We start from the raw sequence: 24,114 nt of genomic DNA, 5'->3' as shown, positions 1-24,114 counted from the left end.
TCAAGCTTCGCAGTTCGCCGCCGAAGCCAAGGATCACCCCCGAGGCAGCCGACGCAGCGCCTGGCTTGCCCTAGCGCGATCGGGCTAGATGAAGGCTTGGCGGAGTTCGGCCGAGACTGTGCTCTGCTGGCCTTTGCCGACACACGCGCTACCGCAGCCGTGCTGCCGGACGACGGTGCCGCCCCGTTCCTGAAGCGGATGGCGGTGGTGGCCCAAGCTGTCCGCAACCAGTTCGGACCGCCCGACATCTCCGCCTTGGCGGCCAAGGTGGAGGCGCTGCTGGACGAGAACATCCTCGGCGTCGAGATCACCGCTCCGGTGCGCGAAGGCGACAACACGAGGGGGATGACCGACCTCTCGAAGATCGACTTCGGGAGACTGGCCGAGCTTTTCCTGAAGGCGCCGAAAACGCCGTCGAGCAGCTGCGCGCCCAGGCCGGAAAGTCCGTGGAGGAGACAGTGCGCCAGAACCCCCCGGGGAGAGAAGCTGGAGCAGCTGATCGACGCATACAACGCCGCGACGGCCGACGTCGCCGAGACGTTCGAGAAGCTGAAGGCCTTCATGCGCAGCATCGACGAGGAGCAGGGACGCGCTGCCCGGGAGGGGCTGAGCGAGGAGGGACTGGCGATCTACGACCTGCTCACCAGGCCGGAGCCGAAGCAGACCAGGGCGCATGACCTGGAGGTCAGAAAGGTCGCCCGTGATCTGCTCCAGCGCCTGCACGACAAGGCCGCCGTGTTCGAGTGGCGGCGGCGCCAGCAGACCCGGAGCGACGTGCGCTGGACCATTGAGCAAGTGCTGGATGCCCTGCCACAGGAGCCGTACCCGGAGGAGCTCTGGAAGCCAAAGGTGGACGTATGTAAATCGGCTCCTTACGGTGACCCTTGCAAGGTCAACCGAATCAATGGCCTAACGCGCCGATCGGCGTCGGGCCCCCATGCCGAATGACACCAGGACGTGGAGCGAGTGCTAAGTGCCGGGTGATAGTTCTGATAACAGCGGCCCTGTCCCTTGACCGCTTCGCGTGGAAAGCGGCTTTAGAGAGCTTGCGGCCCCAGGTCCGCTCTGCGCCCAACTATGCCGTTCGCTGCTTCAGTTGCGACACCCAGAAGCAGACACTTGTAGAGGCCTATTCTCGAATTGGCTGCTGGACCGCGTCACCCTGGCCTGAACGCTTTCAATCGAGCAAGTTGAGCCGCCGCTCCACGATGATCTGGCGCAGGTCAATCCCTTCATCCGCGCAGAACCCCGCCAGATCGATCCAGCCGACATAGTCGCTCGGATCATAGATCTGCATCTCGTACTGGTTTTCGTCGGCCTCAACGATCCCACCGACCTCATACCGCTCCAGTGCTTCGCCATATTTCTTGATTGTCTCGTGCGCGAGGCCCAGCGCGCTCTGCACGTCGTAGACATTTACCGCAGCAGTGGACTTCTTCCTCAGCCGGATCGCCCGCTGGACGATGGCGAGCATGAACTCTCGCTCGTGCTGAGGCACGTTTTGAAGGCGGTCCGCGAAGGCATCTAGCCCCTTCTGCGCCGCCTTCACCTGCTTGGTCGTCAGGTCCGAGTAGGTCGAATGCGCCAACAGTCGCGCCAGGCTCTTTGCCTTCTGCACCGCCGTCGTTGCTGTGCTATCCTGAAACTGTGCCCGGAATGCCTTCGCCAGCGTCTCCCCCACCTCGCGGAACGTATCCTCGTGCTGCCGCTTGATCTCCTTCAGGCGTTTGACCGGCCAGTCGGCGACATTCTTCATGTCGTCGATCACGTCATGATGCGGCGAGCACAGCAGGATCAGGTTCGCAGCCGCTCTCCGCTCTTCATTCGACATATCCTTTCGAAATCGGGGGCCACCCCTCTCAGCGGCCTCGATGTGACAGATCTTCCCGACCATCGTGCCTGCATTGTTGATTAGAACATGCTCGCAGCCTGGCATGGCGCAGTTGTTGCCGGACAGTAGATAGAGGTTCCGCAGCACCTCCCTCGACGGCTGCAGGCGCTTCGCCTCTTCCTTGGCTGAGCCCGCCTTTTGCTTAGCCCCGCCCCCCTTGGCCATTCGTCGCTCCATTTCTAACTGGCATCATACTAGCCCCGCGATCGGCCGCAATCACCGGACCTCCAGGACGACAAGGGGGTCGGTCCAGCCAGCCCAGCTAGAACGCTGAAAGGCCGCTTTCCTCACCTTCAACCTCGAAAGCAGCCGGACCGCCAACGGCCAACACCTGACGTCGATCACGGTCGCCTGAGTGTCCGAGAAGGGTCGCGAGCGGCCGAGCTCGCCGCGTGCAACGAACGGCCGCAAGGGGGGCGAGAGCGGTCATCGGACAGGGCCGCTGGTATGAAGCCTCTGGTAGGCGCGGCCTTGCGGGCCTTTTCGCAAACCTGAGCCGCGGGTGAATGAGGGGCCGGGAACGCGCAGAGCAGCCTGACGAGGGATCCGAGATAAGGACTCTTTCGGGCGCCATATTCTTTGGCTGATCCTGCCCGCGTCTCCCGCGCGTGAAGTGCGCCGGGAGCTTTGAAAGTCTAGTTAGGTCGTGGCTTTCAGGGCCGCGCGCTGCTGCAGCTCAGTGGCGGTGCACTCGGTCGCACAGGGATCGCGGACTTCTCTCGCAAGCGCCGCGACATGCCACGAGTCGGGGAACGTGGCGAATAACGCCTCCCGTTCCCGCTCGGTCAGGCCGTAGCCGAGCATGGCGGAGGGGAATGGGGCAGGGGCAGAGCCGTCGCCAAACGCGATGCGCCCCGTAAGGAGGATGATATCGGCGCACCCTGCTAGTCTTACCGTGTCATAAAGTAGGACGGCGTGTTTGGTGCTGGCAGCATGGGCATCGCGGCATGGTGCGAGCAATGGCGCGGGCGATGGCGACACGGACAGATGTGATTGAATTTAGGACGTGACGCTCAGGTCGGATCGGGGGATCCGCGAGGTCGATAACCGTCGGGAAGGGGATGTTCTTCGATGAGAAGGGCGCCGCGTTGTCCTGAGGGGGGAATTGCTCCCGTTTCGGAGATCAGGAATCCGGAGGCTGCGATGCACAGCGTGGCGTGATGATGAAAGCCACGCCACCCTCGCCCCTCGTAGTGGCCGAGCCCGAGTTCCTGCTTGAGATCCTGATAGTCCCGCTCGATCCTCCAGCGCAGCTTGGCGGTGTTTACCAGGGCACGGCGGCTGATGTTCGCGGGCAGCGTGGACAGAAAGTATTTCGTCGGCTCGGGTTCGTCCGCGGGCCATTCGATCAGGCACCATTCCGCGGGTCTGGGCGTGGAGCGATGATAATCGCGATGCGCGGGCCGGACACGCACGGCGGCGAAGCGCGAGGCGAGCCTGGTGTTGCTGCCTTCGCGCCAGGAGACCCGCCGCCAGGCTTTTTTGGGAAGGTCCAGCGCCAGTTGCTTGGCCGAGATCGGCTGATGCTCGATGTCGCGACGGATCGCGGACGTCCGACGACCACGCCCGCTCCATTGCTTCGGTGGCAGCGGTTCCACGCCGGGTGGCCACAGGCTCGTAGAGGACTGGATGCCAACGACATGGGGCAGGCCGGATTCGGTGATGCCGTCGCGGAAGGCGGTGTCGGTGCCATATCCCGCGCCGGCCAAGGCGACCTCGGCTTCGATCCCGGCCGCAAGCGCGGCCCGAAGCTGGTCAAGTGCGATCTGGGGCTTGGTCTGGAAGACGACATCGTCAGGCACGCCTGCCTGAGCACGCCGGTCGGGGTCATCAGCCCACTCATGCGGCAGATACAGGCGATAGGCGATCGGTAGGCTGGCGTGATCGTTCGCCGCCGACAGGCTGACCGCGACCTGGCAGTTGTCCTGTTTGCCGAGCTGTCCACAAGACTGCCGCGCCACGCCGACCGAGTGCTTGCCCTTCTTGGGTACGCCGGTGTCGTCGACGCTCAAGGCCCGGATCGGGCCGCTCGATGATGGGCAGGACACGGGCGCGCACCGCCGCGAGCACCGTGCCATCGGACCAATCGGCCTTCGCCACGAAGTGATGCAGCGACTGGTGCGCTGCCTGCACGCGCCCTGGCTGCACGCGCGCGGCCATCGGTTCGACGCTCTTGCGATCGCCGGGCAGTAGCAGTCCCGCGCAATACGATTGGAAAGGCGCCGCGCGATCGGCATGACCGAGCGCCGACCTGATCGCCTCGACATAGGCGGCAAACCGTGATTCGCTGCCGCGCGTGCCTTGGATTCGAGACCCACAACCCGCCTCCACGAGTGAGAATCTCCATCCGTACACACAGGTCGCTGAATCGTACAAGAAGTTTATGACACAGTAAGACTAGCGCTCGCTTTACCACCTCGCGCCGATAAACGAGCGTGTGGTTCACCGTACCACGGGCCTGCGCATCTTCGGCGAGTAGTTGCTTGCGGGTATCGAGGATACAGGACCCGGAAATGCTCGATCTTCTCGCCCGACAGGACCGCGTTGAGGTAGTCCATGAGGCGATCCCAGTTGCCCAGGACTGGTCGGTCCATCACCTCGGCGCGCGCCAAACGCACCGCTGCGGCCTGCACCAGCTTAAGTGCGGCGACGCTGTGCGTGCCCAGGCCGCGCGTGTCCAGAAGCTCTTGCTGTGAGGCGGTCAGCACGCCAGCAAAACTGCCGTAGCGGTTGATCAGCGCCTTCGCCAAGGGTTTCGTATCCCCCTTCGGCATTGCCAGGAACAGCAACATCTCCAGCAGCTCGTAATCGGCCAGGCCATCGGGCCCTCGCGTCAGAAGCCGATCTCGCATCCGGCTCCGGTGCCCGTGCGGACCAGTGCTCGGGAACGGCAGGCCATCGACCGGCGCCAAGGAAACCTTGCCTTCGGTCACAAGCGCCACGTTGATAACGGCGGCATCGAGTGCAGCCGCCCTGCGTTCCGGCGACACGGGGGCCGGGTCGAAGACTTCAGAGAAACCCTCCGCCCGACGATCGTACGTGCGGTCGTGCCTGGCGCCGTCGGTTTGGCGCGCGCCACCCAGCAAGCGCCGCATCAGACTCCAGCCGGGATATTTCGATATCGCCATGTGTCTAGTTTTCAAAGCCGCCGCACAGGATCGTTATTCGGTCATCATCATGGTGCGAAAAAGCTTGAATGGGGATGAACGATGGCGCCATGGCCTTTTGAACGAAGCCTGGACATCGCCGTCCTGGGTTCCGGCGGACCGCCAAACCCCGCTCGCGCATTTGTGATGCGCGCCGCATGTATCGTATCGCGCGATAATTTCAAACTCATTCGCGCCAAAGTTGCATGAAATTCTGCAGGATTCCTTGCAATCGGCGCGCAGCAATCCTTCCGGCCGCCTCTCTATCCTAAAGTATCCCTTCCAACCCATTAGCCTTTCCTTCGGGCGCACCGCAAACCGTCCATGAACAGACGATCTGTATGCTTGCGAAAAAGGTTGTGGACATTGTCGTTTTTCGATCGGACGGTTTGTGCATCGCAACCAACTGCGGAGCGCTAAGGATGATGACGGCTCGACAGAAGAACGGATGCCATGCGGTCAGAATAATCCAGAAGCATTGCCCGTGCCTCTCCTGCAGGAACCGCAACTGGAAACTGGTGGGCTGTGAGCAGCACGGCGTCGATCTGCAGTGCAAGGCTTGCGGCCGACTGGCCGAATCCAAGGGTTTATTCTGTAGGAACCAGCTCCGATCTAAGGTTCGGTCCGCGATTCCCGGGGGGTCATTCGCGGTCCGGATGCGGCAGCGGCTCCAGGAGTACAAGGTGGATCTGTATGTGACGGTCTGGGACCGAAGTCACAACTTTATCGTCCGTGGTGTCGCCGCCGAAAACCAGCCTGATGGGATGGTCCGACCTCGCCCCATCCGGTCGGGGAGCCGCGCTGGCTACGTCGTTTCGGATATCAGGCTGTCCGGCCTTGGACAGGAAATCTTCCCGGTCCTCGCTCAACGCAACCGCGGGGATCTGGCCCCGCCAAAACTGCAGTAGCAGTTCAGCCGCCCATCCGCTCGTCCTCTCATCGTCAGCCGGGGATACCCGGCCTCATCCAGAACCGCAGGTTCCCATGACAATCATTGTGGGTCGCCGACATATCGTCGGCGACGTCGCGGGCCTTGTCGCCCGTTTGGAGGCGCTTGTCACCGATCTGGAGCGGCTCGCTACGGGAGACCGGCCGAGCATCGCGGAGTTGGCCCGCGCGCCACTGCTCGACCCGGTTGGCTTCGGCACACGGGAACTCCCGTGTCTGGTCGGCGGCAACCAAGGCCACCCCTTCCTGACGGGCCCGGTCATAAAGACCTCCGATGTCTGGGCCCTCTCCCTTGACCTTGGCTGGGCGCGCACGTTGTCCCGCTACTACCGGCTCGGGCGCGTCCTCGCCCCCGGAGAACGGCCATGAGTTCCTCTGAGCCGCATCGCGCGGGTCGCGACCATGAGGCGCGCCGGCACCACTGGGAGCGCCGTGCGAAAGCCGCCGGGCAGGGCAGACACCTGCCGACCTTCGTGGAACTGCTCCGTGGCATGCCATTCTGTGGCAATGACCTCGGCGTGGATGCTCAGACCTTCGCTGAGCGCCTGGTGCCCCGGCTGCACGGCGATGACCTCGTCTCGGCAGCGCTCCGCACAGCCATGATATCACTGACTTTCGCGCCCGACCGGGACGCGTTCAGCGGGGCCATTGATGCGTTCCGCGCAGCGATCGACGTCGAAGGCTGGAAAGGCCCCGATCCCGTGGAGGGCTTGCGGCGGTGCGAATTCTATGCGGCCGCGTGCGGCTGCAACGCATCCGCCTGGCGGGTTGCCGGTGAAGCCATTTCGCTTGCCTACGCGCACGGGACGCCAGACGAACAGCTTATAGAGCTCGCGGAAGCTGCCGTCGGCTGGCTTCTCTTCGCGAGTGGTCACCTGCCATCGGCGCGCCGCAACGGTGCACATGGGACCTCCTGGCTCGAACCCCGCACGCAGGCATCGGACCTCGGCGAGCGCATGGTCCGGCGAATCATCGAAACGCGGCGACGCATCGACGCCGAGGAGGCTGCCGCCGAGGCCAGGCGGAACGGTGCGACCTCGGACGATTCAGGCATCATCGACGAGGGCCCTGAGGCCCAGACCGAACAATCCGACGAGGCAGAGGCAGCCGATGATCACGTGGGGTCGCCTCGAGTGATCGTCTTCTCGTCGATAGGCAACGACGCAACGACCGAGGGCAAGCAAGTCAGCAAGGAGTTCGCCTCCTTACTCGGTCAACAGCTGCCGCTCGTGCAAGTCCCGGACCTGCGGAATCTCTGGTCGGCGCTGCTGGACGACTTTCCACACGCGGATCCGGTCATCGCAGCGGTTCTGGACGAACTGTTGGGGTGCACGCATGTTCGCCTGCGCCCGCTGATCCTGTACGGTTCGCCTGGATGCGGAAAGACGACGTTCGGCGCGCGCCTTCTCACACTTCTTGGGCTGCCACACGAGGTCTATTCGTGCGGCGGTGTCGGCGACTCTTCGCTGGCGGGAACTGCTCGCCGATGGTCGACGGGAGAACCCTCTTTGCCGGTCAGCCTCGTACGGCGACACCGGCTGGCGTCTCCCGCAATCATCCTGGACGAAATTGAGAAAGTCGGGGAGTCGAGGCGCAACGGCAATCTTCTCGACGCATTGCTTGGTCTGCTCGAACCGCGGTCCGCCGCGTGCTGGCATGACCCCTACATCGAGGCGCCGGTCGACCTGTCGCACATTGTCTGGATTGCCACGGCGAACTCGGTGAACTCTCTGCCAGCCCCGCTGCGCGATCGATGCCGCCTATTGCCATTTCCGGACCCGGGGCCTGAGCATCTCGAAGCACTGGCGTCGAGACTGCTCTGCTCAGCCGTGACAGACCGTTGTCTCGATCCGCGCTGGGCACTCCCGTTGACGGGGGAGGAGCTCGCGGCTCTGGCCAAGCACTGGCGCGGTGGATCGTTACGACGGCTGGCGCGGCTGGTTGAGGCCGTTTTTTCCGCCCGGGAGGATGCCTATGTGCGCCAGTGACCGCGTGCGAACCGCTGGCCCGCTGACCATTGCGGGGGACGATGAGGGTCGCCGTTCGCTGACCCTGGCTCTGCCGTGGACCGTTGGCACCCGGATACGCGCACGAGCCGCAGACATGCTTCGCGACTGCTACGCTGACCTGGCGGATCCGGCTGCCAGGGACGGTCCTTGGCGGCGTGCTCGGGTGACGAAGGTCGATGACGGCACGGCGGGGACTGCACCCGCCTGGGACAACCGAAGTCGCGACTCGTCCACGGACGGTAACAAAAGGCCGTCGACCGACAGACCACCGCGCTCGGAGGACTCGCCATTCCTGACTTTCGGCGAGGCGGCCGCTTTGCTTCGCGTTCCCGAGCGAACCCTTCGCCTCCTTGTCACCCGTCATCGGCCGCCGATCATCAAGGCCGGACGGCGGGTCCTATTCGACTTAGTCGCCATCAACGACCTAATCGGTAAGCTGCGATGCCCCTCAAAGTCACCCGCCGACCCGGCACCAGGATGCTCTGGCTGGTTGGGACCGTCCGCGGCCAACGCGTTCGAGAGAGCGCTGGCACTGTCAACCCACAGCTCGCCGAGGAAAGGCGCGCCGCCCGCGAGGCGGAGATCTACCGGAGCGCCACGCACGGCGTGAGGCCGACGCGCACTTTCGGGGAGGCGGCGCTCAGCTATCTGAAGCGTCCGCGGTCGCAGGACACGAAGCGCCGCTTGAACCGCTTCCTCGCCTGGCTCAAGCAAACAGGACGGCAAAACGTCCGCTGCGACCAAGTGATGCAGGAGTTGCTCGACGCTGCTTGCGAGGCACTGACGGATGCCAATGCGGCGCCAGCAACAAAGCTGCGGGAAGTCTTCACACCGGTGAAGGCTGTGCTTCGGCATGCCGCGATCCGGGGCTGGTGCGCCATTCCCGTCTTCGAGAGCATCCGGCAGGGGAAGCGACGCAAGGAGTGGCTTACTCCGGAGGAGGCAGAGCGTATCGTCGCGTTGTCGCCGTCCCATCTCGCGGCGATGTTCGAGTTCATGTTCTGCACGGGCGCGCGGCGGAGCGAGGTGCTGAGCCTGGATTGGGCCCACGTCCAGCTGCGTTACGCGCGAGCAACGCTTCGCGAGGTCAAGTCCCGACCTGAGGACGAGAAGGACAGAATCGTCGATCTACCGCCGCGAGCAATTGCAGCGCTTGCCATCCTGCCTGGGACGAAGGAGACCGGCACAGTTTTCCGCCGGGCCAACGGGCGTCCCTGGCACCCCGACCCGAGGATTTCGGGGGCACAGATCAACAGACAGTTTCAGGCGGTAGCGAGGGAGGCTGACATCCTGCGCAGGGTTTCCTTGCATGTTATCCGGCACAGCTGGGCGAGTTGGCACTATGCCGTCCACGGAAATCTGAAGAAGTTGAAGGAGGACGGCGCATGGGAATCGCTCGACATGGCCGACCGCTACTCTCACCTCGCGCCAGAAGGGATGAAGCCGGAGATCCTCGCCTTCTGGTACCGCGGTATAATCGCGGCGGAAACGACCAACCGCGAAGCTGAGGCCAAAGGCAGCCGAAAGTGAGGCGCATATTCCTGGACGCGCCGAGGGCCTCGTCCGGCGCACACTGCGCATGACGGCATTCGCAATCCGCCTTGACGGAGCAGATCACCAAGGACGACAGGCGGATAAAACGCGGACCTCCCAGACGGCTGCGATGTCGCCTGTGTCTAATGCGAGACTCGGCATGCCGTTCAGTGTCTTGTGGTTAACCTCGGCACCAGCGACACCCCCCACTGGTTGCGGTGACCAGTGGTACCGTCTCGGGCCATCTTAGAGTCAGTTCCGAATCGCCTCAGCAACGGCCGAGCCTTCGGAGCAATAGCATGGCGGAGACGGCGTAAAGGAAGGCTTCGGCGGATGCGACAGTGGCCTCGAAGTCGAGTGTGAGGCGGCGATTGCGGTCGATTGTAGATCGGCGCCGTCCGGTGATCCCTGCAATGTTTGCCATATCAATGGTCTGGCGCGCCGATCGGCACCGGGACCCTGCGCCGGTTCACAGGCACCAACATTGGGCACCGATCACATCCCCCTTGGAGACTTCGTCACCGTTCGGTCTGTCCGTCCATCCCCATCCCGTGGCCCCGCATGGCGCCATGGTCAGTCGGGACCAATGCGCCCGCCCGTTCGACGGTGACCGTCGCAGTCACCGGGGCCGCGTGCCCGAAGGTCAGTTTCACCGGAAATGTCTCGCCCTGCCCCAGGGGATGCTTCAGGCCCGTCAGCATGATGTGGTAGCCGCCCGGCGCGAGGGCGATCGGCGTGCCGGGCGCGATCGGCAGGCTGTCCACGGGTCGCATCCTCATCACCCCGTCCTCGTTGGAGGACTGGTAGATCCCGGCCGTCTCGGCCACCGGCGTGCTGACGCCGACAATGCGGTCGGGCGCACCGTGGTCGGTGACGGTCATGTAGACCGCGCCGGTCCTGGCGCGGCCGGGCGTCGCCCCCGCCCAGGCGCGCTCGATGGTGATGCCGCCCGAGTCGGCGACCCGCGGGGCTTCGGCCTGTGCATTGGCGGCCGTGAGGGTGGCGGGGACGAGGGCGAGGGTCCAAAGAAGGCGGCGGCGCATGGAGGTTGGCTCCCGTGTTGCTCAGCGAAGGTGCCGCGAGATCTCGGCGGCCATCTCGGCGCCGGACTCGTCGGGGCGGATGGGAGCCATGAACTCGCCGTCCCGCCCCATCAAGTAGAGGATGGAACTGTGGTCGACGGTATAGTCGTCCCGCCCGTCGCCGGGGCGGTCGGCGGCGTAGTAGACGCGGTATTCCTTGGCGACGACGGCGATCTCCTCGGGCGTGCCGGTTAGCCCGATGATGCGGGAGTCGAACGCATCCGTGTACCGCTTCATCACCTCGGGCGTGTCGCGCTTCGGGTCGACGGTGATGAACAGCGGTTGCACCTGAGCGGCCTTGGAGCCGAGCTTGTCAAGGGCGGCCGACACCTCAGCGAGCGTGGTCGGACACACGTCGGGACAGTAGGTGTAGCCGAAATAGACGAGCAGGTACTTGCCCCGGAATTCGCGGTCGGTGACCTGTTTGCCGCTGCCGTCCACGAGCGTGAATGGCCCGCCGATGTCGGGCGGGGCGCTCGCCACCTGCCCTTCGCCGCGGTGCCTTTCGGAGAGCATGAACGTGCTGGCCGCGAACAGGACAAAGGCCACGCAGCCAACCGCGAGAAGGAGTCCGAACCGGCGCCTCATCGGTCCCATTGGAGCGCCTCGATTGACCCGAGACTCCGGTCCGGAGGCGATGGGCACGTCAGCTTTTGGAGGTCGCGTCATCTTGGTTTCGCTTGCCCTTCGTACGTGAAGGTCATCGGTTTCGGTCCGCGAAGATATCCGGTTTCCAGGCTGTCGATCCGGAAGCCCGCCGCGACGATGAGTTCGTCGATCTTCCGGTTCAGATGACAACCCCCGGCGATCCGCCTCCAGGCAGGGGTGAGGCGGTCCTGCCATTTCCTCACACCCGGCTCCGGCGCGCGGCCATGCTCCACGAAGAGGAGTTTGCCGCCGGTCCGCAGAACGCGCCTTGCCTCTTGCAGCGCCTGGAGCGGGTCACCGACGCTGCACATGGTCCAGGTGGTCACCACCGTCTCCACGCTTCCGTCCTCAAGCGGCAAGTGCTCGCTCGTGCCCTCGATGAGCTTGACCGGGAACGCCGCCTCGCGGCACCGGGGCTCCGCCATCGCGAGCAGCGCCGGAGACGGGTCGATGCCGAGCACCTCGCGAACGCTGGGACCGTAGAACGGCAGGTTCAGCCCGGAGCCGATGCCGATCTCCAGCACCCGGCCCTCCGCGGCACCGGCTATGCGTTCCCGGTGGGGCACTAGGTCCCTGTGCCGCATGGCCAGCGCCAGCAGGCGGGGTAGGACGAATCGCCCGTAGATGCCCACCTTCCCCTCAGTCACGGAGCAGAAATTTCAGGAGCGCCGCGACGGCGAGCACGAGCAGGACGATGACGAGCAGCCACACCAACCCCATGGCCGACATCATCCAACCCATGTCGCCGTCCATCATGTTGTGCATCATTGCCTGGCTCCGGCCGCAAAGGACTCAGTCACGCTCCGGGGTAGGCGTAGGGCGCCGCCACTGGTCGTTCGGGCGACGATCGCGCCCGCCACCCTGCATGCTCTGCATCATCTCGCCGCACATCCCGGCCATGTCGCCCCGGGGCATGTGGCGTCCCATCATGTCGCCCATGCCGTGGCGGTCCATCATGTTGCCGTACCCGTTGTCGGCAAACACGGGTACGGCGAGCGCGGCGACGCCTAGCAGCGTGGACGCCGCGAACAGGTGCCTCGAAATCCTTGTCATCGTCGGCCTCCTTCAGGTTTGCATTGTCCGCGCGTCCCTGGCGTCTTCCGGCGCCTGGGCGCTTGCCACGGCCGCGGTCGGCTTTGCTCGGGGTTCGCATGCGCGCCACCAACGGCCGGGCCCTTCGGCTAAATGTTCATGTAGACGCTGGCGGCGCCGTCCTTGGCGATGGCGTAGACGGTGAACGGCCCTTGCTTGGTCCCCGTCATCCCCGGCGAACCCTCGGGCATGCCCGGCAATGTGATCGCCTTCAGTGGCGGACGCTCGGCCAGCAGTTTGCGGATGGCCTCGATGGGAACGTGCCCCTCGACCACGTAGCCGTCGATCATCGAGAGGTGGCAGCCCTCGAGCTCATCGGGCACGCCCGCCTCCCGGCTCATCGTGTCGAGGTCGTTCGTCGGTTTCACATCCACAGCGAAGCCGTTCTGCCGCAGGTAGGCCGCGTATCCCTCGCAGCAGCCGCATTGCGGGTTCTTGTAGAGGGTGACCTGCGTCGGCGCGGCGGACAGCGCGGGCAGCGGGGCGCAGGCGGCCATCAGCAGGGCGGCCCGGCGGGAGATTGGCTTCATCGTCTGTTTCCTCTCGTGCTCGAAGCGTTGGTTCATGCGACCCGGATGACCGTCATCAGGCCGCTCGCCTGGTGGTCCATGACGTGGCAGTGCAGCATCCAGTCGCCCGGATTGTCGGCGACGAAGGCGACCTCCACGGCCTCTCGTGGCGGCACCAGCACCGTGTCGCCCCATACCGTTCCGGGGACCGCGGCGCCGTTCCGGGTCAGCAGACGGAAGCTGTGCCCGTGCAGGTGCATCGGGTGCCACCAGGCGGTCTCGTTTCGGAGCGACAGCACGCAGGTCTGCCCGCGCGCCAGCGTCAGCAGCGGCGACATGCCCGTCCGACCGTCGCCGGTCATCGACATGCCGTTGATCGCCCAGGCGGCTGACCCGCGCATCCCCATCATGTCCATGCCGCCCATCATCCCGCCCTGCAGCGCCAGAACGTGCCGCTCGGCCGAGGCCAGTTCCGGCGTCGGCAGCGGATTGGGTGGCAGCCGAACTGACGCGTCCAAGGCGTGCTCGCGCAAGAGCGGGCCGCTCTCGTACGCGAACTCGACGAGGCTGTAGGCAAGCTCGTCGCCGTAGAAATCGTCCGTGACGGCATGGCGACTGCCCGGCTCGCCGGTCGCATCCAGGATGAGGTCGGCGCGCATGGCGGGGCCGAGCAGGAGGCGCCCGCCCGCGGGCTCGTGCGGGTCACAGGGCTGGCCGTCGAGCGCGACGATGACCGGCCGATGGCCCGCGAACCGGAGCGCCATGATGCGCGCCGTTGCCGCATTGATGAGGCGCAGCCGGGTTCGCTCGCCAGCGCGGACCTTGATGGCGTCCGGCACCCTGCCGTTCAGCGTCACCGTGTTGCCGATACGGCCCGCCATCGCCTCGGCCATCCGGCTCGAGAAGTGTGGGTCGATCTGGGCGTCCCGCGTCAGCCGCCAGTCCTGGATGACCCAGACGAGCTCGCGGTCCACCTGCGGCGGTTCGGCCTCCTCGACGATCAGCGCCCCGGCCAGGCCGCGGCCCATCTGCACCAAGCCGTCGGCGTGGGGATGGTACCAGAACGTCCCAGCGTCGGGCGGCGTGAACGCGTAGCTAAAGCTCCCGCCAGGCCTGACGGGTGGCTGGGTGAGCCCCGGCACGCCGTCCATGGCGTTCGGCAGACGGACGCCGTGCCAGTGCACGGTCGTGTCCTCGTCCAGGCCGTTGCGGACGACGGCCTGGAATGGCGCGCCCTGGCGGACCCGGAGCACGGGGCCGGGCATCGAGCCACCGTAGGCCCAGACCGCGGTTGCGGGAAAATCGTCACCGACCATCGGCACGCGGGCCGGTGCGGGCGTCAGGCGGGTGGCGAAGGCGGGCCCGGGCGCCTTTCCCGGCGGCAGGGCGGTTGCGGCCGCAAGCGTGCCGCTGGTCTTCAGGAAGTCCCGACGGCTCAGCGCCGGGAAGCGGGTGGTGGGCATGACCTGTCCTCGTCGTGCCCGCGCGCCGAACCAGGGACGGCCGCGTACGGGCATGGGGATCCTCCCGCGGCCGCCTTGGGGGACCGCGGTTAGACGAGGCGGATCGGTCTGGGCGGGAACGGGTCAGGAGGGAGTGCCACGCCCGCTTGGCTCGCGGATGCCTGCGCCGGATATTCGAATCCGGCGTAGAACGGCGCTTCCAGGACCAGCGGCACCGGCGCGGCAGTTACGATCCCCGCGCAGGCAAGGGCGCCGCAAACCATCATCTTGGCTCCGGGATCTCCGGCAGGGGCCTTGCCCGGGCAGTCATCGCAGGGCTGGGCGGGACTTCCACCCATCGCCATGCCATCCGGCATCGGCATGGCCCGCGCACTCCCGGGCAGCGCCGTCGCCAGCACGAATGCGAGGGCGGTCACGACGAGCAGAAAGCGCCGGAGGGCGGGCGTAGCCATGGCCAGAATATAGGGCGGCCGGAACCGGCCGGGCAAGCTCGTCCCGGCCGGGCCTTCCCTCACCGGAACGACACTTTGCCGTTGCCGCGGGCGCGCCGGAGAGCGTCCAGAACCGCATCGCGCGTCAGCACCTCCGACAGCACGATGCCCCGCGGCGCACCCGGCCCGTAGACGGCGTTGAAGGGGATGCCGAACCGGCTGTACCTGCCCAGGTAGTCGGTGATGCGCTGGTCGGGCCGTGTCCAGTCCGCCCGCATTGCGACAACGCCCGGCTCCCGAAGAGCGCTCGCCACCTCGGAACGGCCGAGGACCAAAACCTCGTTGGCCTTGCAGTTGACGCACCACTCCGCCGTCACGTCGACGAACACGGTCTTGCCCTCGGCGACGAGCTTCCGGATGCCTGCCTCGTCGAACGGAGCCCAGGTCGTTGTCGCGGTCCGCAACAGCGGGGCGCGGAGCACTGCAGGTGCGGCGACGGCTCCCAGCAGGGCGACGGCAGCCATTGCCGCGGCGGCAATCGCGCCGATCTGCGCACGCAGGGCCAGCGCCGCCGCCAGGACCGCGAGGGCGACCGCCGCCGAGGCTGCCGCCTGCCAGGAGGTCTGGGCCGCGAGCACGATCAGCAGCCAGAGCGCCGTGCCCGCCAGGGCCGTGGCAAGCATCCGGCGCAGCGCGAGCATCCAACGGCCCGGCCTTGGCAGAAGCCGGACCAGGCCCGGGACCGCGGCCACAAGGAAATGCGGGGCGGCGAGCCCGATCCCGAGCGCGCCGAAGATGGTCAGGATCTCGCCCGTCCCCCGGGCTAGCGCGAAGGCGATCGCGGTCCCGACGAAGGGGGCCGAGCATGGCGTGGCCAGCACCGTCGTGAATGCGCCCGCGAGGAATCCGCCTCCGACGCCGTCCCCGTCTGCCTCGCCCAGCGCCGTCGCGAGCCGAGGCGGCAGTGCGAACTCGTACAAGTCCGCGAGATTGGCGGCGAAGACCACGAGGGTCCCCGCCATCAGGACAAGGAACACGGGTTGCTGGAACTGCATCCCCCAACCCACGGCCAGCCCGGCCGCCTTGAGCCCCGCCAGGACGGCCCCGACCGCCAGCATCGAGGCGACCACGCCTGCGGCCGTCGCGAGGAACCCGAGGCGGATCTGCCGACGCGCCCGTCCCTGGTGGCGCAGCACTGCCATCAGCTTCAGGCCGAGTACCGGCAAGACGCAGGGCATCAGATTCAGAATCAATCCACCGAGAAACGCCACGCCCAGGAAGGGCAGCAGACCGTCGAGCCGCCCCTGTCCCCGGGCGGCCCCCGCTTTGACGGATGCAGCGGTCTCCGACGCGCGCGGCCCGTCCTCCAGGGTGACCGTGACATCGGCCCCCGGCATCGTGACGGCCTCTGGCCCGGCCGTAAGCGGCAATGTGGCCGTCGCGGTCCTGCCGTCGGCGCCAAGTGAGAATACGGGCTTCCCGAAGCTCCACCTCGGGCTCTCGACGATGACATCCGCCCGCGTCGACAAGGGGTCCCGCGAGGAGATCCGGACCTTCAGGGAGCCCGGGTTGCCCGGCTCGACCTCGACGCCGTCCACGAACAATCCGGACCGGGGCCCGTCGACCGGCACCCGCGCTTCGTAGCGCGCGATGAGGTTGGCCGCCTCCGGGTCCGCCGTTGCTGCGCCCGCGGGCAGGTCGCGCGAGAGGTCCAGGCTCTTCGGGACGCAAATGGTGCTGCAGACGAGGATGTCGAGCTTGCCTCGGAGCGCGACGGGCTCGCCCGGCCGCTCCGGGTGCACTGTCAGCGGGAAGACAACTTCGTGCAGGTAGCCGAATGTCTCCAGTCCAAACAGCGTAAAGCGGGTCGGCGCGGGCCAGCGCCAGTCCACCGAGGCGACGTTCGCGGAGCCGGACCAGTCGACCGTCGGCGGCGCTCCGGCGTCCCCGGGAGACCGCCAATAAGTGTCCCAGCCCTCATTCAGGGAGACCTGGAGACCGGCGTGGATGTCGCTGTCCTGCCCCGTGGCGTCCGTCGCAGTGAGCAGGCGGGTGCGCACGGTCTCTCCCGATGCCCATGGACCTGTGGCGGCCCACGGTGAGCCGCCGGGCCACGCAATGATGGCGATGGCGCCCAGCAGCAGGCGCGCGCAGCCCTGAATGCGGCGCCCGAGGGGGAGATTGCGGGCCATGGAGCCATACTCTCCTGGGCCGGCCGGTGGGCGATGCGCCCGGGCACGCGCTTCAATGCTGCATGAGGGCGGCTCGACATGGGAAACCGCCGCAGCTTCGGTGTGTCCACGATCACCTCGTCGCAGGTTACGCCTGCCTTGCGTCGTCCCGGCCACGCAGGGCCAGTGAATTCCAGCGGATCGGGGCATTCGGTTCGGCACCGCGCGTCTTGCGAGCATGGCCAGGAAACCGTTCAAGACGAGCACCAACTGGCCGGGCCTATTGCGCGGTGCGCGACGCATGATTTGCGTCACGTCGCTTGCCGGAAAGGGCAGGCGCGGGCGGGGCCGGACGGCCGGAACCATCGAGATCGCGCAGAATCGGGCATTCCGGCCGATGGTCGCCGTGACATGCGTCCGCCAATTCCTCGAGAGCATCGTGCATGGCAGTGAGCCCCGCGATGCGTTCGTCGAGCTCGGCCACATGCTCGAGCGCCACCCTCTTCACCTCGCGGCTGGGCTGGCGGCCTTGCCAGAGGCGGACGAGGAGTCGGATGCGGTCCATCGGAAAGCCGAACTCCCGGGCCCGATGGATGAAACGCAGCGTGTTCACGTCCGCGTCCGTGTAGACGCGGTAGCCCGCCGCCGTGCGCCCGGCGCGCGGAACGAGGCCGATGCTCTCGTAGTAGCGGATCATCTTGGCGGAGACGCCCGACGCCTTCGCGGCCTGCCCGATGTTCATGGCCAGTTCCTTCCGGCCCGCGGATTCCAGCTACGCAGCAGCAATGCGTTGCCGACGACCGAGACGCTGCTGAGCGCCATGGCCGCCCCGGCGACGCCCGGGCTGAGGAGGCCCAGCGCTGCCAGCGGAATACCGAGCAGATTATAGACGAAGGCCCAGAAGAGCCCCTCGCGAATTTTGCGGTAGGTCCGGCGGGACACGTCGAGCGCGCCTGCGACCAGGGCAGGGTCGCCGCGCATCAGGGTGACGCCAGCGGTGTGCACGGCCACGTCCGTTCCTGTCGCCATGGCGATGCTGATGTCCGCCGCGGCGAGCGCCGGGGCATCGTTGATGCCGTCGCCGACCATCGCGACGCTTTTCCCTTGCCGCGCAGGCGGGCGACCGCGTCGGCCTTGCCCTCCGGCAGCACCTGGGCCACCACCTCGTCGATCCCCAAGGACTCAGCCACCACGTTCGCGGCGCCCCATCCGTCGCCGGTCAGCATGACGGTCCGAACGCCCTGCCGGTGCAGCTGGTCGACCGCGGCGCGTGCGGACTCCTTCACGGTGTCGCCGAAGGCCACCAGCCCAAGGACTCGCTGTCATTCGGCGCCAGGGCCCGACGCCGATCGGCGTGTTAGGCCATTGATTCGGTTGACCTTGCAAGGGTCACCGTAAGGAGCCGATTTACACGTACCCACACGCGGTGCAGCGGAACACGTCCCGGCTGGGCCACGAGTCCGGGTCGCGGTGGCCGCGCATCCGGCAGGTCTGGCTCGTGCCGACTGCCGGGACGCGGACAAGCTCCGCCCCGTACCAGACCGTCTTGTAGCCGAGCATGCGGGTCGCCGTGCCCCAGCCGACGGACAGAATGGCGCGGTTCAGCCCCGCCTTCCGTGCGACATTCGAACCGGGTCCGTCCACATCACCCCGCGCGGAAACGGTCACGGCCTGAACGTCCAGATCCTCGACCACGACCAAGCGGTGCCTCTCCGGAGGATCGCGGCCTTCGGGGCAGCCGCCGCGGAAGCGGAGATCCCCGTCATCCGAGCCGCGACATCCCGGGAGTTGACACGCGAACTGGGGCCTTCGTGGCGCCCCGCGAGCCGGAATGTGTCGGGCCGAACCCGAGGATGTAGCGGCTTCATGCGGATCTTGCGATGCCGACTCGCCGTCGGCAGCACTAGCTGCGGCCGGGCTGCCACGTGCTGCCACCGACGGCCTCGTCCTCGAAGCCATCAGGCAGGTCGCGGAGCATACGCGGCCGCTTCGTCGGGTCGGTGGGATTCGTCATCGCGGCAATGACCGTGTCGGCGGATTCGATGAGGCCCATCCGCTCCATGCCACGCAGCATCGCGACCGTCGAAAGCATGTGCAGATTGTCGGACTTTCGGACGAAGCGGACCGAACGGAAGTCGGCGTCCTCGAACAGCAGCAGGACGGGTGAGCCGTTGTCGACGTAGTCCCCGATGCCGTCGCCCATAAACTCGGCGACGGCCGCGTCCCCAATGCCCTTGTTAGCGCGGAAGGTGCCCTGCTGGCGGGCGATTCTTGCCTGCTGGCCGACGAAGGTCTCTTCCACCGTCAGCCGCGTTCCCGCCAGCGCGTCGAGGAACGCCTTGACCTCGCGGTCCTTGGCGTAGTTAGCGGGATCGCCCGTCAGTTCGTCATAGACCGCGTCGACCATCACGATCGGGATGCCGAGCGCCAGCAGCAGGTCCAGCCGCCCGGCGGTCCAGAGGCTGTTGATCGGCCCCGCGTCGGGGATGACAAGGACACACCTGGGCTTGCTCGCCGCGCCTCCCGCCGCCCGCCGCCCGAGCAGGCGTACCATGGTGTCGGCCATTGCCTCCACCTCGTGCCGCGGCAGGCTCGGCGTGAGCAGCCTGCGCTCCCCCAGGGCAAGCAGCAGGTCGGAGTAGTCGCGCAACCCCAGGGCGGCCACGGCGGCCTCCTTCGTCATCCGTCCCTCGGAGAACGCCATCAGGGGATCGTCCTGTTGCGGCCGGGCAGCGCAATAGCCGGTCACCCGCTCGAGGTGATCGCGGACGAGGGCCGTCACCGTCGTCCCGTGCTGGGCCGCATATGCCTTGGCGTGCTGTACCAGGTCATTCGGGAGGTTGAACGTCGTGTTCCGCATCATGGGACACCTCTGTTCACATATATATGTGATGAACATGCTTTTCGCAAGCGGGATCAGCGGGCCGAAGCCGCCCTCATGCCAGACTTCCGGGCGCGACATTCCCGGCGCTGACGCACGGGGTCTGGGCCCTCGTGGTTCCCGGTGGAAGAACTACCCGGCCGCGAACGGCCAGGTTTCCCCTGTGCGGCCTATCCTTCAGGGACGGCAACGGCCGCGTGGGGCGCCTCCTGTTGCCATCGATGATGGCGGCTAGCGTCCGCAGTGGTGGTGGAAATTCCCGGACTGGATGAGGTGGCCATCGGATCGGCTGGCTAAGGTGGAGTTGCGAGACTTCAACCTGGCGCCGAGAGCGTCGCACAGCGCCTTCACGGTCGCGGCGTGATCTTGTTGGTTCGCGCGCCCCGCGTAGGACGCAGTGAGGGCGTCCGTGAACGCGATCGCAGCGGTGACGATGTGGGACATCGCGGGATTGCCGATGTCTCCCGGCTCCGCCAGCAAGACCTCGTTTCGGGCCGCCTTCAGATATGCCCGCGCCAGCTTCAGGCGATCGGTCCCGGATGCGGCATTGACGCTCTTTGCCCTGCCCTTTCTGGTCATGCAGCCGCCTCCTTTCCTGCGACTCGCCTAAGCGCCGCCGCCAGATCCTCGGGGCGCCCACCGATCAGACGGACCACATCCCTGGTGACGCCGGTCCACCACGGGTCGCGTTGGGCTGCCAGCCTCACGACGTCGTCGGTCCCCAGTGTCACCAGGGAGGGACTGAAACCTAGCGTCTCGCCAAGTGCGACCAATGCATCCTGGAGTGAGTCGGCCAGCCGAGGCAACGCCTCACGCTCCGCCACGAGCGCCAGGTCGAGGTCGCTGTCGGCCCGGTCCTCCCCACGCGCCGCGAAGGCCGAGGCAATTTCAAACTGAGACGCTACCCAGGGACGAAGCAGGCCGACACGATGGCTGGTACAGGACCATGCGCCGCAACCGGCGATGCGAGCGGCGGCGCAACGGCGAGGACAGCGCAGATGGCGGGCAGAGGGGGCAGGGATCGCATAGGGCTCCGGGGCGAGGCGAGGGGTGGCTTGGCGGGCTCAGCGGAACGGGGGCTCCCGGCCAGTGCCGAGGACGCCATCGCCCTGAGGTCAGGCATTTGAAGCGAGCCTGACGCATCTCGGTAAAATCTATTCGTTGATCCTGCCAAGCGGATGAAGCACGGCGGATAAACACTCGGCATAAGTGGCTAACATCCACTTCCGATCCGCGTATGTAAACGGAGAGTTTGGATTTGGATCCAGGGATTTAGACTCCGTTTCCATGAGCATATGCAAGAGCCTGAACGCGACCTGCTGAGGCGAGTTTTCGCCGATATGGACAACCGGTGCATCTGCCATAATTGTTCCACTTGGTCTGTTGCGATCCAAGGATAACGTATTCGCGAGCGCTCGTCATGCCGGGGAACAGGCGTTGGCCGGGACGCCGGCAGTCAGGTGTCGCCATGCTTCGGCCCGGCTCGCGTCGGTCACGCGAAAGTCGCCGACCAGCGCGGAACCGAATGCCGCACTGGGGGTTTGTTGGCGTTCAGCGGGCGTCGGCCTTGGATCGGTCCAGGCGCTCGATCTCGGCCACGATGAGGGCGGCGGCGCGGATCAGGTCGCGGCGCGGGTCTTTCGGCTTCCACCATGCGACATCCCAAGGCCAAATCAGCGGGCGCGATCCAGGCTGGTGCGCTCCGCCCTTCGCTGCGTGGATCGCATAGGTGGCCGCCGCCATCGCCAACTCACCGTCGACATGCTCGTCGTCGTGCTCGGGCGTCCAGCCTTCGCCCTCGATCTGCCGTTCGCGCTCGCGGGCGATCTCCAAGATGACGTGTTCGTGCGCTTTCATTTTCTCGTGTCCCTGACTTGGGGTTTAGGGGAGTCGCTCGTCGATGAAGATATCGAGCCGCATACTGGCAAAGTCTCGCGTGTCTACATCCACACTACGAACCTCGACGGCGAAGGCGATCAACTCCTTATGCAGATCGAGGATGATCTTCTGCATTGGGTCTCGCGCCGTCTTGGCGAGGGCGGCGACGTTCGCGAGTTCCTTGACGGCCGTATTGACCTTCTGACTTGGGGTTTGTTGTCGTTCAGCCGCGGCAGTCCGGCCAGGCACTGATCGAGCAGGAAGCGCCGTTCGGGTCCGCCCAGCCCTCTGTCAACGCGATATCGGCCGCCTGCTCCGCGAGGATCCACAGCGCGGCCAGCCCGGTCAGGCTGTCGTGGTGCTGCACCTTGCCCCCGGCGGCGGCCTCAGCCGTGCCCAGTTCCCGCCACTGACGCTGGAACTCCACGTACGCATCGGCCGCTCTGACGCCAGCCTTGTTGAGCACCGCTTGGGCGGCAGAACGGGCGCGCTCCTTATCGTCGTCGGTGACGTTGCTGAGGCCGTGCAGGACGTTGATCGAGATGGTCATGTCCGTGTCCTCCTTCAGGCCCGCGGGTCGCGGCGCGCGGTAACGGCCGCCTCGGACAATATCCTCGACGTTAGGTTTCTGGCTTGGCTCGTCCAGCGGCAGCCAGAGCAAGGATGCGTGCCTGGCGTTCAGGCGGCGCGCTCGGCCGCACGCAGCGTGGGGGCAACGTCCGCCTCGGTCGCGCTCTTCTCCTGCAGCCGGTCTTCGACGGCCCAATGCATGGCTGGCGACTGTGGCGACCCCCGTCGATAGGTGTGGGGTATGGCTCGAGCCACCGGGCCGGGCGGGTTGGCGTCCGGCGGTGGAAGCCGGGCTAGACGCTAGCGAGCAACCTGCAGCCGGTTGCGCGAGCGTCACGGCTCGATAATATGAACGAGAGCAGTTTATGAACAGTCGGTTGCGATGCTCGACGCATAGGCGCGTCGCCGCCTATCCCGACGTCGAAGGAGCTATGACGTGCAGTCCGTCGAATACGTGCCTCATATTGATCTGTTTCTGCGGCAATTGCGCATTAAACGCGAACGTCTCAACGCCAAGTCGAAGATTGCAATTGATGCAAATTTACTGCGTGCGCTGCTGCAAGCCTTAGCCGCCAGCATGCCGTTTTCTGAAGAATTCTATCTCGAAACCTATCCCGACATCGCTGAAGCCCATGGTTCCGGTCAAATCGCGGATCTCAAGCGCCACTTCACGGAAGTAGGCTTTTTCGAGGGCCGAATGGGCGCCCAGCCACCGGTGGACGATGCATACTACACGAAGGTCTACCAGGACGTTCGCGACGCCATTGACCGCGGCGCTATCGCGTCCGCGACCGACCATTACCTGAGGTCCGGGGCGTCGGAGGGTAGGATCCCCAACGCGCAGCTCAAGCCTGTGGTGGAATCCTGGATTGCAATCCTGCATGAGGATTCAGCTCGAGGCTGATCCACAATCTTGACGGGAGGCCGACGTGGTGATCCCGCCCTCTCCCGGCAGCCGCCAGGCTGGTTGTGCATTGCTGCACGAACCGTTACGCAGATGAGGAGGATCGCTGGTGGTGTTGCCGCACCGATCAGGCGACGCTGGCGGAGGTCGCCGCCGCTGCCGCTACGTGCTGCAGGTCTCGAAAGAACGCGGCGCCCGTCCGTGTGCGCTTGACCAGCACGCTCCGCCGATCGGCCGGATCCGGTGCTCGGCGAATGAGGTCCAATTCGCCCAACCGGTCTAGCGCGCGTGTGATCGCAGGCCTGCGCACGTTCAGCTCGGCTGCAAGGCCGCGAACGGTGTGATCACCATCATCGACATAGCAAGTCAGGAGCACGCCGAGCTGCCGGGCGGTCAGCTCTGGGACGTCGCGACGGACCAGGCCCACGATGGTGTCGCAGAGGGTCTCAATGAGCGCCTGAGACGGATCGTCTGCCACATCCCCTCCACTCGGCCGCCCGCTTGCCGGTGCACAACGCGGCGTACGTTACGGGCACGGGGTCATGATGCCCACCGCCACGCGCGAAGGGCTGTGATGCCGAAATGGCCGGTCAAGCCATGGGGAACGTCGGTAGTGTCTCAGTTTGAATTTCGGAAGACCGCTGTCATTCGGCGTGGGGTCCCGCTGCCGATCGGCGCGTTAGGCCATTGACTCGGTTGACCTTGCAGGGGTCACCGTAAGCCTCTTCCGCACACTCGGTGCAGACGGTTGCTGGGTCATGCGGTGCATAGCCGAGCTCGCAGCAGATCGAGCTTGGCACGACCATACATCTGCCGCTTGATCAGCTTGAGTTTAGTGATCTGTCCTTCGGTTTGCCCGTTTGACCACGGCTGAGTGACCGCGGCACCAATTGCCTGCCGTTCGGCGGCAATACCGGCAGCAAAAGACGAGAGCAGACTCCCCGCTGCGTCGCTGATC

General features: G+C 66.1%; 26 protein-coding genes and 3 pseudogenes. 5 read left to right on the top strand and 24 right to left on the bottom strand.

The genetic code is table 11. The features are described 5' to 3' along the window. Positions 1 to 96: 96 nt before the first annotated feature. Positions 97 to 948, top strand: coding sequence for a DUF3387 domain-containing protein (locus OL599_RS23615; RefSeq protein WP_264716498.1), 852 nt, complete (start codon positions 97 to 99; stop codon positions 946 to 948). Between the two features lie 229 nt (positions 949 to 1,177). On the opposite strand, the gene OL599_RS23610 is transcribed toward OL599_RS23615, so the two are convergent. The 4 genes and pseudogenes from OL599_RS23610 to OL599_RS26210 form a co-directional block, all read right to left on the bottom strand. Beyond that, a complete protein-coding gene (locus tag OL599_RS23610; RefSeq protein WP_264716497.1) occupies positions 1,178 to 2,056 on the bottom strand; it encodes a hypothetical protein in 879 nt (292 codons plus the stop codon). A gap of 474 nt (positions 2,057 to 2,530) precedes the next feature. Then, the gene (locus OL599_RS23605; RefSeq protein ID WP_264716496.1) at positions 2,531 to 2,695 is read right to left on the bottom strand and encodes a hypothetical protein; all 165 of its coding nucleotides are present in this window, start codon (positions 2,693 to 2,695) and stop codon (positions 2,531 to 2,533) included. 86 nt (positions 2,696 to 2,781) lie between these two features. After that, positions 2,782 to 4,198 (bottom strand): annotated as a pseudogene (locus OL599_RS23600) (IS701 family transposase). 407 nt (positions 4,199 to 4,605) lie between these two features. Beyond that, positions 4,606 to 4,743, bottom strand: a pseudogene (locus tag OL599_RS26210) (RadC family protein); the annotation flags it as partial. A 1,278-nt stretch (positions 4,744 to 6,021) separates the two neighbouring features. Here OL599_RS26210 and OL599_RS23590 point away from each other — a divergent pair. The 3 genes from OL599_RS23590 (at position 6,022) to OL599_RS23580 (ending at position 9,524) form a co-directional block, all read left to right on the top strand. Beyond that, entirely contained in the window at positions 6,022 to 6,354 is a 333-nt protein-coding gene (locus OL599_RS23590; protein WP_264716495.1) for a DUF6634 family protein, read from the top strand. Next, complete coding sequence (locus OL599_RS23585) at positions 6,351 to 7,973, top strand: AAA family ATPase (RefSeq protein ID WP_264716494.1); 1,623 nt, start codon at positions 6,351 to 6,353, stop codon at positions 7,971 to 7,973. Before OL599_RS23590 ends, OL599_RS23585 begins: the two co-directional genes overlap by 4 nt. A gap of 498 nt (positions 7,974 to 8,471) precedes the next feature. Continuing rightward, positions 8,472 to 9,524 carry a tyrosine-type recombinase/integrase gene (locus OL599_RS23580; RefSeq protein ID WP_264716493.1) on the top strand — a complete coding sequence of 351 codons (1,053 nt, stop codon included), beginning with the start codon at positions 8,472 to 8,474 and terminating at the stop codon, positions 9,522 to 9,524. A 271-nt stretch (positions 9,525 to 9,795) separates the two neighbouring features. On the opposite strand, the pseudogene OL599_RS23575 reads toward OL599_RS23580, so the two are convergent. The 18 genes and pseudogenes from OL599_RS23575 to OL599_RS23495 all read right to left on the bottom strand — a co-directional run. Next, a pseudogene (locus OL599_RS23575) lies at positions 9,796 to 9,909 on the bottom strand (IS5/IS1182 family transposase); the annotation flags it as partial. 136 nt (positions 9,910 to 10,045) lie between these two features. Next, on the bottom strand, positions 10,046 to 10,570 hold the full coding sequence (locus OL599_RS23570; RefSeq protein WP_264716492.1) for a copper chaperone PCu(A)C: 525 nt from the start codon (positions 10,568 to 10,570) through the stop codon (positions 10,046 to 10,048). Positions 10,571 to 10,591: 21 nt separating this feature from the next. Next, positions 10,592 to 11,158 carry an SCO family protein gene (locus OL599_RS23565; protein ID WP_264716491.1) on the bottom strand — a complete coding sequence of 189 codons (567 nt, stop codon included), beginning with the start codon at positions 11,156 to 11,158 and terminating at the stop codon, positions 10,592 to 10,594. 116 nt (positions 11,159 to 11,274) lie between these two features. Next, a complete protein-coding gene (locus OL599_RS23560; protein WP_264716506.1) occupies positions 11,275 to 11,841 on the bottom strand; it encodes a class I SAM-dependent methyltransferase in 567 nt (188 codons plus the stop codon). Positions 11,842 to 12,049: 208 nt separating this feature from the next. After that, the gene (locus tag OL599_RS23555) at positions 12,050 to 12,310 is read right to left on the bottom strand and encodes a hypothetical protein (RefSeq protein ID WP_264716490.1); all 261 of its coding nucleotides are present in this window, start codon (positions 12,308 to 12,310) and stop codon (positions 12,050 to 12,052) included. Positions 12,311 to 12,438: 128 nt separating this feature from the next. After that, the gene (locus tag OL599_RS23550; protein ID WP_264716489.1) at positions 12,439 to 12,915 is read right to left on the bottom strand and encodes a DUF411 domain-containing protein; all 477 of its coding nucleotides are present in this window, start codon (positions 12,913 to 12,915) and stop codon (positions 12,439 to 12,441) included. Further along, positions 12,912 to 14,375: a multicopper oxidase family protein gene (locus OL599_RS23545; protein ID WP_264716488.1), complete on the bottom strand. Its 1,464-nt coding sequence runs from the start codon at positions 14,373 to 14,375 to the stop codon at positions 12,912 to 12,914. Before OL599_RS23545 ends, OL599_RS23550 begins: the two co-directional genes overlap by 4 nt. A 35-nt stretch (positions 14,376 to 14,410) precedes the next feature. Further along, complete coding sequence (locus tag OL599_RS23540; RefSeq protein ID WP_264716487.1) at positions 14,411 to 14,773, bottom strand: hypothetical protein; 363 nt, start codon at positions 14,771 to 14,773, stop codon at positions 14,411 to 14,413. A gap of 59 nt (positions 14,774 to 14,832) precedes the next feature. After that, the gene (locus tag OL599_RS23535; protein ID WP_264716486.1) at positions 14,833 to 16,944 is read right to left on the bottom strand and encodes a protein-disulfide reductase DsbD family protein; all 2,112 of its coding nucleotides are present in this window, start codon (positions 16,942 to 16,944) and stop codon (positions 14,833 to 14,835) included. A 259-nt stretch (positions 16,945 to 17,203) separates the two neighbouring features. After that, positions 17,204 to 17,665, bottom strand: a complete 462-nt coding sequence (gene cueR / locus OL599_RS23530; protein ID WP_264716484.1) for a Cu(I)-responsive transcriptional regulator — start codon at positions 17,663 to 17,665, stop codon at positions 17,204 to 17,206. Beyond that, positions 17,662 to 18,012 (bottom strand): hypothetical protein, encoded by a 351-nt coding sequence (locus tag OL599_RS26205; RefSeq protein ID WP_408886984.1) that lies wholly within the window; start codon positions 18,010 to 18,012, stop codon positions 17,662 to 17,664. Before OL599_RS26205 ends, cueR begins: the two co-directional genes overlap by 4 nt. After that, positions 17,904 to 18,209 carry an HAD family hydrolase gene (locus OL599_RS26200; RefSeq protein ID WP_408886985.1) on the bottom strand — a complete coding sequence of 102 codons (306 nt, stop codon included), beginning with the start codon at positions 18,207 to 18,209 and terminating at the stop codon, positions 17,904 to 17,906. Before OL599_RS26200 ends, OL599_RS26205 begins: the two co-directional genes overlap by 109 nt. 121 nt (positions 18,210 to 18,330) lie before the next feature. Beyond that, on the bottom strand, positions 18,331 to 18,618 hold the full coding sequence (locus OL599_RS23520; protein WP_264716505.1) for a transposase: 288 nt from the start codon (positions 18,616 to 18,618) through the stop codon (positions 18,331 to 18,333). Positions 18,619 to 18,826: 208 nt separating this feature from the next. Beyond that, positions 18,827 to 19,786: a hypothetical protein gene (locus tag OL599_RS23515; RefSeq protein ID WP_264716483.1), complete on the bottom strand. Its 960-nt coding sequence runs from the start codon at positions 19,784 to 19,786 to the stop codon at positions 18,827 to 18,829. A gap of 249 nt (positions 19,787 to 20,035) precedes the next feature. Continuing rightward, positions 20,036 to 20,383, bottom strand: coding sequence for a hypothetical protein (locus OL599_RS23510; protein WP_264716482.1), 348 nt, complete (start codon positions 20,381 to 20,383; stop codon positions 20,036 to 20,038). 972 nt (positions 20,384 to 21,355) lie between these two features. Further along, the gene (locus tag OL599_RS23505; protein ID WP_264716481.1) at positions 21,356 to 21,661 is read right to left on the bottom strand and encodes a hypothetical protein; all 306 of its coding nucleotides are present in this window, start codon (positions 21,659 to 21,661) and stop codon (positions 21,356 to 21,358) included. Positions 21,662 to 21,685: 24 nt separating this feature from the next. Next, the gene (locus tag OL599_RS23500) at positions 21,686 to 21,817 is read right to left on the bottom strand and encodes a hypothetical protein (RefSeq protein ID WP_264716480.1); all 132 of its coding nucleotides are present in this window, start codon (positions 21,815 to 21,817) and stop codon (positions 21,686 to 21,688) included. 88 nt (positions 21,818 to 21,905) lie between these two features. Then, entirely contained in the window at positions 21,906 to 22,232 is a 327-nt protein-coding gene (locus OL599_RS23495; RefSeq protein ID WP_264716479.1) for a hypothetical protein, read from the bottom strand. A gap of 456 nt (positions 22,233 to 22,688) precedes the next feature. Here OL599_RS23495 and OL599_RS23490 point away from each other — a divergent pair, with 456 nt between their 5' ends. Continuing rightward, positions 22,689 to 23,156, top strand: coding sequence for a hypothetical protein (locus OL599_RS23490; RefSeq protein ID WP_264716478.1), 468 nt, complete (start codon positions 22,689 to 22,691; stop codon positions 23,154 to 23,156). A 127-nt stretch (positions 23,157 to 23,283) separates the two neighbouring features. On the opposite strand, the gene OL599_RS23485 is transcribed toward OL599_RS23490, so the two are convergent. Beyond that, positions 23,284 to 23,634, bottom strand: coding sequence for a MarR family transcriptional regulator (locus OL599_RS23485; RefSeq protein WP_264716477.1), 351 nt, complete (start codon positions 23,632 to 23,634; stop codon positions 23,284 to 23,286). Positions 23,635 to 23,912: 278 nt separating this feature from the next. Continuing rightward, positions 23,913 to 24,114 (bottom strand): transposase (locus OL599_RS23480; RefSeq protein ID WP_264716476.1); only part of this gene is annotated, 202 nt, incomplete at its 5' end.

Origin of the sequence: Limobrevibacterium gyesilva, assembly GCF_025989185.1 — a bacterium.
In the GTDB taxonomy this organism is placed as follows: domain Bacteria; phylum Pseudomonadota; class Alphaproteobacteria; order Acetobacterales; family Acetobacteraceae; genus Limobrevibacterium; species Limobrevibacterium gyesilva.
The sequence above is the reverse complement of the archived record's forward strand: the minus strand, read 5'-3'. Positions and strand labels throughout refer to the sequence as shown.

Coding starts and splice junctions, on each gene's coding strand:
- OL599_RS23535 (WP_264716486.1), bottom strand. CDS start 16,944: ATGGCCCGCAATCTCCCCCTCGGGCGCCGCATTCAGGGCTGCGCGCGC.
- OL599_RS26205 (WP_408886984.1), bottom strand. CDS start 18,012: ATGGTCGGCGACGGCATCAACGATGCCCCGGCGCTCGCCGCGGCGGAC.
- OL599_RS23590 (WP_264716495.1), top strand. CDS start 6,022: ATGACAATCATTGTGGGTCGCCGACATATCGTCGGCGACGTCGCGGGC.
- OL599_RS23495 (WP_264716479.1), bottom strand. CDS start 22,232: ATGACCATCTCGATCAACGTCCTGCACGGCCTCAGCAACGTCACCGAC.
- OL599_RS23540 (WP_264716487.1), bottom strand. CDS start 14,773: ATGGCTACGCCCGCCCTCCGGCGCTTTCTGCTCGTCGTGACCGCCCTC.
- OL599_RS23500 (WP_264716480.1), bottom strand. CDS start 21,817: ATGCAGAAGATCATCCTCGATCTGCATAAGGAGTTGATCGCCTTCGCC.
- OL599_RS23510 (WP_264716482.1), bottom strand. CDS start 20,383: ATGACCAGAAAGGGCAGGGCAAAGAGCGTCAATGCCGCATCCGGGACC.
- OL599_RS23555 (WP_264716490.1), bottom strand. CDS start 12,310: ATGACAAGGATTTCGAGGCACCTGTTCGCGGCGTCCACGCTGCTAGGC.
- OL599_RS23505 (WP_264716481.1), bottom strand. CDS start 21,661: ATGAAAGCGCACGAACACGTCATCTTGGAGATCGCCCGCGAGCGCGAA.
- OL599_RS23550 (WP_264716489.1), bottom strand. CDS start 12,915: ATGAACCAACGCTTCGAGCACGAGAGGAAACAGACGATGAAGCCAATC.
- OL599_RS23570 (WP_264716492.1), bottom strand. CDS start 10,570: ATGCGCCGCCGCCTTCTTTGGACCCTCGCCCTCGTCCCCGCCACCCTC.
- cueR (WP_264716484.1), bottom strand. CDS start 17,665: ATGAACATCGGGCAGGCCGCGAAGGCGTCGGGCGTCTCCGCCAAGATG.
- OL599_RS23580 (WP_264716493.1), top strand. CDS start 8,472: ATGCTCTGGCTGGTTGGGACCGTCCGCGGCCAACGCGTTCGAGAGAGC.
- OL599_RS23585 (WP_264716494.1), top strand. CDS start 6,351: ATGAGTTCCTCTGAGCCGCATCGCGCGGGTCGCGACCATGAGGCGCGC.
- OL599_RS23605 (WP_264716496.1), bottom strand. CDS start 2,695: ATGCTCGGCTACGGCCTGACCGAGCGGGAACGGGAGGCGTTATTCGCC.
- OL599_RS23515 (WP_264716483.1), bottom strand. CDS start 19,786: ATGATGCGGAACACGACGTTCAACCTCCCGAATGACCTGGTACAGCAC.
- OL599_RS23610 (WP_264716497.1), bottom strand. CDS start 2,056: ATGGCCAAGGGGGGCGGGGCTAAGCAAAAGGCGGGCTCAGCCAAGGAA.
- OL599_RS23560 (WP_264716506.1), bottom strand. CDS start 11,841: ATGCGGCACAGGGACCTAGTGCCCCACCGGGAACGCATAGCCGGTGCC.
- OL599_RS23545 (WP_264716488.1), bottom strand. CDS start 14,375: ATGCCCGTACGCGGCCGTCCCTGGTTCGGCGCGCGGGCACGACGAGGA.